Here is a 9,989-nt window from a genome sequence, read left to right on the forward strand (position 1 = left end):
GTCGAGCGCCGACAACGGCTCGTCGAGCAGCAGGAGCTTCGGCTTCGGCGCGATGGCCCGCGCCAGCGCGATACGTTGCTGCTGGCCACCGGAGAGCTGATAGGGATAGCGATCGCCCATCTGCGGCAGCTTGATGAGGTCGAGCATCTCGGCGACGCGCCTGTCGGCATCGGGCTTGGGCATGCCCGCGACCTTCAGTCCGAAGCCGATGTTCTGCGCCACGGTCAGGTTCGGAAACAGCGCGTAGGCCTGGAACACCATGCCGACATTGCGCTGGTTGGGCTTGAGCCGGGTGATATCCTTGCCGGCCACCACGATCTTGCCGGCGCTCGGCTCCTCGAAGCCGGCGACCATGCGCAGCACCGTCGTCTTGCCGCAGCCCGATGGCCCGAGGAAGGAGACGAATTCGCCCGGCTCGACGTCGAGGTTGAAATCCTGGACCACGGTGGTGGGGCCGAAGGATTTTCGCACATGCTGGATGGAGAGGAACGGCTCGGCCATGGCTTTTTTTCTTTCGGTCAGTACTTTTCGATCAGTTTGGCCGGTTCGCCGATCGCGGCGCAAAACGCGACAGGATCTGGATCAGCGACATGCACGCCCAGGTAATGGCGAAGGCGATGATGGCAAGTGCCGCCGGCTCATAGGCGCGATTGGCGCCGATGTTCTGCAGGTAGGGACCGAAGGCCGGCCGATTGAGCAGGCTGGCCATGGTGAATTCGCCGAGGACGATAGCGAAGGTAAGGAAGGCGCCCGACAATACCGCGATCAGCACGTTGGGCAGAATGACGCGGGTGATGATCGTGCCCCAGCCGGCGCCGAGAATCTGCGCCGCTTCCGTCAGCGTGCGCACGTCGATTGTGCGAAGCCCGGTGTCGACGGCGCGGTACATATAGGGCAGCGCCAGCGTCGCATAGCCGATGACCAGCAAGGCGTTGGTGCCCGTGTCGCTCGCCAGGAACGGCAGCGGCGAATTCGATCCGTACATTCTGATGTAGCCGAAGACGATAACGATGGCCGGGATGACCAGCGGCAGCAGCGTGATGAACTCGACGACCGGCCTCAGTTGCGGCAGCCGCAGCCGGATCCAGTAGGCGGTGGGCACGACGATCAGCACGCCGAGGATGATGGTGAAGACGGCGGCAAGCACCGAATAGCCGAAAGTCGCCTGGAAGCGGGGGTCGCCAAGCACGACCTCGTAGGCATCGAAGGAATAGACGCCGCGCCGCATGCGCATCGAGAATTCCACGGTTGCGATCAGCGGAATGAAGAAATAGGCCGCGCCCAGCGCGAAGACGACCCAGGCCCAGAAACGTCCGCTCTTCATTTGAGCCACCTTTCGCTGCGCGTCCGGAACCAGATGTAGAAGACGTTGGCGAGGCCGGTGATGACGATCATGCCGAAGGCAATGGCATAGCCGAGATGCGGGTTGTGCAACACGTCGCCGCGGATCTGGGCGTAGAGCACGATGGGAATGATGTTGAGCGATGAGCCGGTCAGCGCATAGGCGGTGGCGATGGCGCCGAAGGCATTGGCGAACAGCAGGATGACGGTGCCGAGAAAACTCGGCCAGATCACCGGGATGACGACCATGCGCCAGTATTGCGCGGTGGTGGCGCCAAGCGTCGCGGCCGCCTCGCCCCATTCCTTCTTCAGTCCGTCGATCGCCGGTGTGATGATGACCACCATCAGTGGGATCTGGAAATAGACATAGGTCAACGTCAGGCCCCAGAACGACAGGATGTTGAAGCCATGGGCGTAGATGTTGAAGCCGAACACGGTGTTCAGGATCACCGTCGCGAGGCCGAGGCGGCCGAGCGTGGCGAGAAAGGCGAAGGCCAGCGGCACGCCGGCGAAATTCGAAGCCACGCCGGAAAAGGTCAGCGTCGCCGACCGTATCCAGTTCGGCAGGCCGCCGCGCACGATGGCAATGGCAATGGCCAGACCGGCAAATGCGCCGATGAGCGACGAAGCAAGGCTGATCTTGATCGATATCCAGTAGGCGGCAAGGATGCTGGGCAGCTTGCAGTTTCCGTCGACCCAGGAGGTCCAGGAACTATATTGGCACTGCATGTAGTTCGACAGGTTGGGTGGGTCGAAGATACCGACGATGTTGTCGAAGGTGAATGCGCCGGCATCGTTCTGGAACGCGCCGAGCACCAGATAGAGCGTGGGCAGGACCAGGAACATGATGGCGAAGATGAAGAACGGCGCCACGCCCAGCCATTGCGTCGGTAGCCGAAACGCGCGCGCCTCACTGGGAGGCGCCGTCTTCCCGGCAATCGCGTGATCGGCAAGCGAGAGATCGGTCATGCGCCGGCTACCGTCTTATCGCATCGGCCCGAAAATCGAACTCGATTTTCGGAAAGTACGAAGCGAAAATTTTGAGTTCTAGAGCGTACTTTGTGCGTCCAAGTGGACGCACGTCGCTTTAGTGGAATACCGGGCGGCAGTGAAGCCGCCCGGCGGTTTTCAACCTTACTGAACGTTGGCGCCGACGACGGCGTCCCAGTTCTTGGTGACGGCTTCCTTGGCCTTGCCCTGCTCATCGAGCGTCGGGAACACCGCGGCCTCATAGGATGCGGCCGGCGGCAGCTTGGCCATCACGTCCTCCGGGATCTTGCCGTTCTTGGCGAGATCGTTGAAGCGGATCGGGTGGCAATAGCCCTTCAGCCAGCCGATCTGGCCTTCGTCGGAATAGAGATATTCCAGCCAGAGCTTGGCGGCGTTCGGATGCGGCGCGTAGGCGCTGATCGCCTGCACGTAGACACCGGCGACGACACCGGTCTTCGGCACGACGACGTCGACCGGCGGATTGCCTTTCAGCGTGTCGCGGCCGGCAAGCGCATTGTAGTCCCAGTTGATCAGGATCGGTGTCTGACCCTGTGCAAGCGTCGCAGGCTTGCCGATGACCGGCACGAAATTGCCGGCGGCATTGAGCTTCTTGAAGAAGTCGAGGCCGGCAGTACCTGCGGCTTCACCGGCCGCGGCGCCGCTCGAAAGGCCGGCGGCGTAGACCGCCTGGATGGCCTGGTTCGAGGCACGTGGATCACCGGCGAGCGCGACGGCATTGGCATATTCCGGCTTCAGGAGATCAGCCCAATCGGCCGGCACTTCCTTGACCAGATCCTTGTTCACCATCATCGCCAGCACGCCGTAATAGTCGCCGGTCCAGTAGCCTTCGGCATCCTTGGCGCTATCGGGGATCGAATCCCAGGTCGACACCTTGTAGGGCATCAGCAGGCCATCGGCCTTGGCGGTCGGGCCGAACGACAAGCCGACGTCGATGACGTCGGGCGCCTGCGGGCCCTTATTGTCCTTGTTGGCCTTGATCGCCTCGATCTCGTCGCCGGAGCCGGCATCGGGGTTGAGTTCGTTGACCGTGATTTCGGGATATTTCGCCTTGAAGCCATCGATGACAGCGCCATAGCCGCACCAGTCATGCGGCAGCGCGATGGTGGTGAGCTGGGCTTCCGCCTTGGCAGCTGCGACCAGTTCATCCATGGACTGGGCCGACGAGATGGCAGAGGTCGCCATCAGGGCGACGGCCGTAAGGGAAAGCACTTTTCCCGTGAATTTGAACATGTGTTCTCTCCGTTGAACTGACGCCGTTGGACGCCTGCGATGCGGTATCGTTTTCGTGTGACAGCCAGATGAAAGCTTGGTGAAAGCGATGCCTTGCAGTGCGAAAAAGTAAACTCTTTTTAACCGGCTGTAGCAATCGCTCAGCGATTATTTTTCCGGCTAACGAATTTCGGTCTTACCTTTCATCTTTTCCCCTTTCTTTGCCCTCAATTTTCCAGATCAATTTTCGGCGCGAAAGCCGTCTCAGACGGTGCCGGCGATGGCGTTTTCGAGCAGCGTCAGCGCCGCCTTCCTCGTCAGCTTGACCGGATTGCCGCCGGCGGTCGGGTCGACCACCGCCATGTCGGCGATCAGGCCCTTGCGCTTCTTGTCCATGTCGAGTCCCTTGATCAGGCCCGGCAGCGCATGCGGCACCTTCAGCTCCTTGCGCAGTTTGATGACAGCCTTGGCGAAACCGTCGAAGCCGCCCTTGATGCCGCAATAGGCGGCGAGCCGGGCGATGCGCACCTCGATGGCGTCGCGGTTGAAGGCCAGCACATAAGGCATGAACACGGCGTTGGTCATCCCGTGATGGGTGTCGTAGAGCGCGCCGATCGGATGCGACAGCGAGTGGATGGCGCCCAGCCCTTTCTGGAAGGCGGCGGCGCCCATCGCGGCCGCACTCATCATATGGGCGCGGGCGACGAGATCCTTGCCGTTGGCATAGGCCTTCGGCAGGTTTTCGAAGACGAGCCGCACGCCTTCGACCGCGATGCCATCGGCCATCGGGTGATAGCCCGGCGCGCAATAGGCTTCGAGGCAGTGAGCGAGCGCGTCCATGCCGGTTCCGGCGGTGATAAAGCCCGGCATGCCGACCGATAGTTCCGGATCGGCGATGACGATGGCCGGCAAAAGTTTCGGATGGAAGATGACCTTCTTGGTGTGGGTCGCCTCATTGGTGATGACGCCGGCGCGGCCGACCTCCGAGCCGGTGCCGGCCGTCGTCGGCACGGCGATGATCGGCGCGATCGCGTCGGAATTGGCGCGCGTCCACCAGTCGCCGACATCTTCGAAATCCCAGACCGGCCTGACCTGGCCGGCCTGGAAGGCGATCAGCTTGCCGAGGTCGAGCGCCGAGCCGCCGCCGAAGGCGATGACGCCGTCATGCTTGCCCTTCTTGAACACGGCAATGCCGGCGGTCAGGTTGGAGTCAACCGGGTTAGGCTTCACCTCGGAAAACACGCCATAGGGTACCTTGGCGTCGTCGAGGATCTTCAACGTCGAGGCGACCACCGGAAGTTTGGCCAGCCCCGGATCGGTGACGAAGAGCGGCCGCTTGATGCCGGTAGCATCAAGCACTTCAGGCAATTCCTTGATGCGCCCCGCGCCGAATCGAACGGTTGTCGGGTAGTTCCATTTGGATATCAATTTGGACATTTTTGTCTTTCGAAAAATCAGATGGCTTCACGCAGATGATATGATTTCGGCCTCGTCAGATTGTCGTAGCCGATGGCTGACAGCGCCGCGCCCTTGCCGGTGTCCTTGACGCCGGTCCAGACCAGCGCCGGATCGAGATAGTCGCAGCGGTTCATGAACACGGTGCCGGTCTCGACGCGGTCGCCGATCGCCACCGCATGCTCGGTGTCGCGCGTCCAGATCGAGGCCGTCAGCCCGTAGGGGCTGTCGTTCATCAGAGCGATCGCCTCCTCGTCGTTGCGCACCTTCATGATGCCGACGATCGGCCCAAAGCTTTCCTCGCGCATGACGCTCATCTGATGATCGACTTCGGTCAGCACCTCCGGCGCCAGATAGGGCGAGCCTGGCTCGTCGTTAGCAACCTTCATGTTGATGAGCGCCTTGGCACCCTTGCGAAGCGCCTCTGCCTTCTGCTCGCGGATCAGGTCGGCGAAGCGCGCCTGTGCCATCGGCCCCATCGTCGTCGCCTGGTCGAGCGGGTTGCCAACGACGTAGTTCTTGGTTTCGGCGATGAAGCCTTCGACGAATTCGTCATAGACCTTCTCGTGGACATAGACGCGCTCGATGCCGCAGCAGCATTGGCCGGAATTGTAGAAGGCGCCGTCGACCAAATTGGCGACGGCATGGTCCATCTTGGCATCGGCCAGGACATAGGCCGGGTCCTTGCCACCAAGCTCGAGGCCGAGCGTCATGAATGTGCCCGCAGCGGCCTTCTCGATGGCGCGGCCACCGGCAACCGAGCCGGTGAAATTGACATGATCGATCTTGCCCGAGCCGAGCAGTCTTTCGGTCTGGGCGTGGTTCATGACGAGGTTCTGGAACAGGCCCTTTGGCAGGCCTGCCTTCTCGAACGCCTGTTGAAAGCGTTCGCCGACCAGCAGCGTCTGCGCCGCGTGCTTGAGGATCACGGCACTGCCGGCCATCAGCGCCGGCACGATCGTGTTGACGGCGGTGAGATAGGGATAGTTCCACGGCGCGATCACCATGACGACGCCGAGCGGCACCTTCTTCACATAGCGGCGAAACCCGTCCTTCGGATTGGAGGCTATCACTGGCTTGAGTGCTGCTTCGGCGATCTCGACCATGTAGTTGGTGCGTTCCTTGACGCCGCCGAACTCGCCGCCATAGCGCACCGGACGACCCATCTGCCAGGCGATCTCCGGCACGATCTCGTCGGTCATGGCGACCAGCGCTTCCAACATGGCAAGCATGTACTTGCCGCGCTCGACGACCGGCGTCTCAGCCCATTTCTCCTGCGCCGCCTTGGCACGCTCGACCGCGGCATTGATCGCCTGATCCGTGGCGATTGGCCGCTCGGCATAGACCGAACCATCGACGGGGGATTTTATCTTGACCGTTTCGGTCATTCCTTGAGTCCTCGCAGTTTATGACAATCTCGGCTTTGAGCTATCCGCCCCTCCGCACCGAAGGCTGAACGGCAGCGCTGGCGTAGTTTAGTACCGCTCGAACCCCCTGTGCAGTTCCCAGTCCGTAATCCGGCGGTCGTATTCGAATTGCTCCCAGCGCGCCGTATGCACGTAATGTTCGAGCACGCCGTCGCCGAACGCCTGCTTCAGCATCTCCGATTTCGCCAGTGTCTCGGTGGCATCGCGCAGGGTCTTTGGAATTTCCGGTAGCTGCGAGGCCTGATAGGCGTCGCCGACGAAGGGCTTTTGCAATTCGAGCTTTTCGTCGATGCCGGCAAGCCCGGCCGCGATCAACGCAGCGAAGGCGAGATAAGGGTTCAGATCGGCGCCGCCGATGCGGCATTCCATCCGGATGCCCTTGGTGCCCTCGCCGCACAGACGGAAGCCGGCGGTGCGGTTGTCCTCGCTCCACATGATCTTGGTCGGCGCGAAGGTGCCGGCCTGGAAGCGCTTGTAGGAATTGATATAGGGCGCCAGGAACCAGGTGAATTCCTTGGCGTATTTGAGCTGGCCGGCCGCCCATTGCTGACCGAGCGTCGACAGCGTCCATTCAGCATTCTTGTCGTAGAAAAGCGGCGCCTTGCCGTCGGCGCTCCACAGCGAATTGTGGATGTGGCTGGAATTGCCGGCCAGCCCATAATTGTACTTGGCCATGAACGAAATCGCCTTGCCTTCGGACTCGGCGATTTCCTTGGCGCCGTTCTTCAGGATGACATGGCGGTCGGCCATGTCGAGCGCCTCGGCATAGCGGACATTGATTTCTTCCTGGCCCGGACCCCACTCGCCCTTGGAATTCTCGATCGGAATGCCGGCTGCTTCCATCTCGTTGCGCAGCCGGCGCATGACGCCTTCTTCCTTGGTGGTGATGCCGATCTGGTAGTCGCCGATATAGGGCGAGGCGGTGTCGAGGCCTTGCCAGTGCTTCTTGCGGGCGGAATCGTAGGTCTCGCTGAACAGATAGAATTCGAGCTCGGAGGCGAAATAGCCGATATAGCCGCGCTCGCTCAGCCGCTTGACTTGCTTCTTCAGGATGGCGCGCGGCGAATGCGGCAGGTCGTCATGGGTATGGTGGTCAAGCACATCGCAGATCACCAGCGCCGTCTTTTCCAGCCATGGAATGCGCCGCAGCGTCGCCAGGTCCGGCTTCATGACGAAGTCGCCGTAACCCTTCTGCCAACTCGCCGCCTTGTAGCCTGGCACCGGTTCCATATCGATGTCGGCGGCCAAGAGATAGTTGCAGCCATGCGTCTCGTCATGGGCGGACTCGACGAAATACTGTGCCAGGAACCGCTTTCCCGCCAACCGGCCCTGCATGTCGACGATGCAGGCAAGCACCGTGTCGACCTCACCGCTGGAGACCGCCTTCTTCAACTGATCGAACGAGAAATTTCCGGCCATTCCTTTGGCACTCCAGTGCTTGTCGTTTTGGGCTTGTCACTTCGAAGATGTGGAACGCCATGGCCGGCGAGGCGCCGGCCATGGCATGGAGAGGTGTCAGGCGCCGGCTTCGCCGACGGCCACCTCGGCCGCCCTGATCGCCGCCTGGCGCTTGGCAATCTGGTCGCCGATCGGCGGGCCCTTGAAGCGGCGGTTCTCGAAGCCGAACCAAAGCACGGCGGTGAGCACGATGAAGCCCAGGGTGATATAGAGCACCTTGTCGTTTGGCGGCTGGATGGCGATGTAGAAGATGATCACCATGCCGATGACCGACAGGATGCAAAACAGCTTGAACAGGCCGGCGCCCAGATTCCACGGGCCGGGATTCGGCCATTTCTCCGTTCCGAAAGCCAACATGCCGAGCACGATCGGAATGATGAAGGACAGGAACAGGAACACCAATGTCGAATTGACGACGATGGTATAGATGTTCGTGCCACCGATCGAAATGAACTGGGCAAGAAAGACATAGATGATCTCGAGGACCGCAGCCGTCCAAATCGCATTGACCGGCGTGCGCCAAGCCGGGCTCACCTTGGCTAGCGAGGCCGAGCCGACCGGCATGCCACCGTCGCGCGAGAAGGCGAAAAGCATGCGCGAGGCAGAGGTGACCGTTGCGAGACCGCAGAGGAACTGCGCGATCAGGATGGCCAGATAGAGCAGCGTCTTCAACCACGACGGCAAGATCGCGTCCATGGTCGCGAAGAACACGCCCCAGCCCTGCTTGGCGCCGGCCGCCAGATCCGGGATCGCCAATACGATCGCGCATAGCATCACCCAGCCGATCAGCGATGACCAGAGCACAGACGAAACGATCGCCCGCGGAACCGAGTGCGCTGCCTTCAACGTCTCTTCCGAAGTATGCGCCGACGCGTCATAGCCAGTAATGGTGTAAACCGGCAGTAGCAGGCAGAGCAGGAAGAGATACCCCATGGACTCGGACTGCGGGAAAACGCCACCGCCCGCATCACCCGAATAGTTCGTGAACGTCCACAACCGCGTGATGTCGATCGCTGGAGCAAACATCAGGCAAGCGACGATCAGCACGGCTGTCGTTGCCAGGATCAGGAAGCCGGAGGCGTCTGTCAGCATAGCCGTCAACTTGATGCCGAAATGGTTGAGCAGCGCCTGCAACACGGTGATGAAGGCGACAAACCCGACGATCTCGCCAGGTGTACCAGTCAGGCCAAAGGCTCCGCCGAAAGTGCCGACGAAGAAGAAAGCGGTGCCGATGTTGATCGCGCCGAGCACAGTGATCAGGCCGAGCAGGTTGAGCCATGCGGTGAGCCAGCCAGTGAAACGGTTCCCTAGAATGGATGCCCAATGATAGAGGCCGCCTGCGGTCGGAAATGCAGAGGCGATCTGGGCCATGGCGAGCGCGAAGAATCCCGAAACCATGCACCCGACGATCCAGCCGACACCAGCCCCCGCGCCACCGATCGACGATGTCGCTTGCGCGAAGGAATTGATGCCACCCGACAGGATGCAGATGATCGAGAACGAGATCGCGAAATTCGAGAAGCGGCTCATGCTTCGCGATAGTTCCTGGGCATAGCCCATGCCGTGGAGAACATTAAGGTCCTCCTTCTTGTCGACTTCAGTGTAGTCTTGCGCTGACATTTTTTGTCCCCTTCTGTTTTTTAGCTGGCCGATTGTACTGACTTTCCCACTGCACTTGGTCGAAAGCCCATGGTCGCCTCGGGCTCCAGATCCAGAAAAATACCCGTGAGCAGATCCGCCCATTTCCGCTGCCCGGCTTGGTCGGATATCTCGTCGTTGCGGATTTCGATCATCGCGCAGGCTAGCTCCCGCGGGCGCGCGTGGCGCTCCAGCGTGAAATAAACGCGGTCGGCCGGCGAATAGGGTTCGTTGACGCCGACCGTGACGCCGGCGAGCCGCTGCAGCGCGGCGATAAGCGGCGCTGCCAGCCGGCGATCCTCGTCATGGATGACGCCGATATGCCAGGGCCGGTTCATACCCTTGTAGACCGGGGTGAAGGAATGGATTGAAACCAGCCGCGTCTCGAGCCCGCGCGCCAGCCTTTTGTCAATGATGCTGGCGACCGCGTCATGGAAGGGTTGCCAGGAC

The 9,989-nt window shown here is 61.3% G+C and carries 9 protein-coding genes; all 9 read right to left on the reverse strand.

What is annotated here, in order from left to right:
- A partial coding sequence (locus E5W87_RS30030; RefSeq protein ID WP_292405909.1) for an ABC transporter ATP-binding protein occupies window positions 1–501 on the reverse strand: 501 nt, incomplete at its 3' end.
- A 31-nt stretch (window positions 502–532) separates the two neighbouring features.
- A complete protein-coding gene (locus tag E5W87_RS30035; protein ID WP_095484040.1) occupies window positions 533–1,324 on the reverse strand; it encodes an ABC transporter permease in 792 nt (263 codons plus the stop codon).
- Window positions 1,321–2,310 (reverse strand): ABC transporter permease subunit, encoded by a 990-nt coding sequence (locus tag E5W87_RS30040; protein ID WP_292405912.1) that lies wholly within the window; start codon window positions 2,308–2,310, stop codon window positions 1,321–1,323. Before E5W87_RS30040 ends, E5W87_RS30035 begins: the two co-directional genes overlap by 4 nt.
- A 165-nt stretch (window positions 2,311–2,475) precedes the next feature.
- Window positions 2,476–3,582, reverse strand: coding sequence for an ABC transporter substrate-binding protein (locus E5W87_RS30045; RefSeq protein ID WP_292405915.1), 1,107 nt, complete (start codon window positions 3,580–3,582; stop codon window positions 2,476–2,478).
- Window positions 3,583–3,825: 243 nt separating this feature from the next.
- Window positions 3,826–4,998, reverse strand: coding sequence for an iron-containing alcohol dehydrogenase (locus tag E5W87_RS30050; protein ID WP_292405917.1), 1,173 nt, complete (start codon window positions 4,996–4,998; stop codon window positions 3,826–3,828).
- 17 nt (window positions 4,999–5,015) lie between these two features.
- On the reverse strand, window positions 5,016–6,404 hold the full coding sequence (locus E5W87_RS30055) for an aldehyde dehydrogenase family protein (protein ID WP_292405920.1): 1,389 nt from the start codon (window positions 6,402–6,404) through the stop codon (window positions 5,016–5,018).
- Window positions 6,405–6,491: 87 nt separating this feature from the next.
- Window positions 6,492–7,862, reverse strand: coding sequence for a glutamine synthetase family protein (locus tag E5W87_RS30060; RefSeq protein ID WP_292405923.1), 1,371 nt, complete (start codon window positions 7,860–7,862; stop codon window positions 6,492–6,494).
- A 96-nt stretch (window positions 7,863–7,958) separates the two neighbouring features.
- Entirely contained in the window at window positions 7,959–9,521 is a 1,563-nt protein-coding gene (locus tag E5W87_RS30065) for an amino acid permease (RefSeq protein WP_292405925.1), read from the reverse strand.
- A 20-nt stretch (window positions 9,522–9,541) separates the two neighbouring features.
- On the reverse strand, window positions 9,542–9,989 hold a 448-nt coding region (locus E5W87_RS30070; protein WP_292405928.1), incomplete at its 5' end, for an N-formylglutamate amidohydrolase.

Source organism: Mesorhizobium sp. (assembly GCF_004962925.1).
Classification (GTDB): domain Bacteria; phylum Pseudomonadota; class Alphaproteobacteria; order Rhizobiales; family Rhizobiaceae; genus Mesorhizobium.

What these genes read in the sequence shown, in the direction of transcription:
- E5W87_RS30035 (WP_095484040.1), bottom strand. Translation starts at nt 1,324, where the DNA reads ATGAAGAGCGGACGTTTCTGGGCCTGGGTCGTCTTCGCGCTGGGCGCG.
- E5W87_RS30040 (WP_292405912.1), bottom strand. Translation starts at nt 2,310, where the DNA reads ATGACCGATCTCTCGCTTGCCGATCACGCGATTGCCGGGAAGACGGCG.
- E5W87_RS30045 (WP_292405915.1), bottom strand. Translation starts at nt 3,582, where the DNA reads ATGTTCAAATTCACGGGAAAAGTGCTTTCCCTTACGGCCGTCGCCCTG.
- E5W87_RS30050 (WP_292405917.1), bottom strand. Translation starts at nt 4,998, where the DNA reads ATGTCCAAATTGATATCCAAATGGAACTACCCGACAACCGTTCGATTC.
- E5W87_RS30055 (WP_292405920.1), bottom strand. Translation starts at nt 6,404, where the DNA reads ATGACCGAAACGGTCAAGATAAAATCCCCCGTCGATGGTTCGGTCTAT.
- E5W87_RS30060 (WP_292405923.1), bottom strand. Translation starts at nt 7,862, where the DNA reads ATGGCCGGAAATTTCTCGTTCGATCAGTTGAAGAAGGCGGTCTCCAGC.
- E5W87_RS30065 (WP_292405925.1), bottom strand. Translation starts at nt 9,521, where the DNA reads ATGTCAGCGCAAGACTACACTGAAGTCGACAAGAAGGAGGACCTTAAT.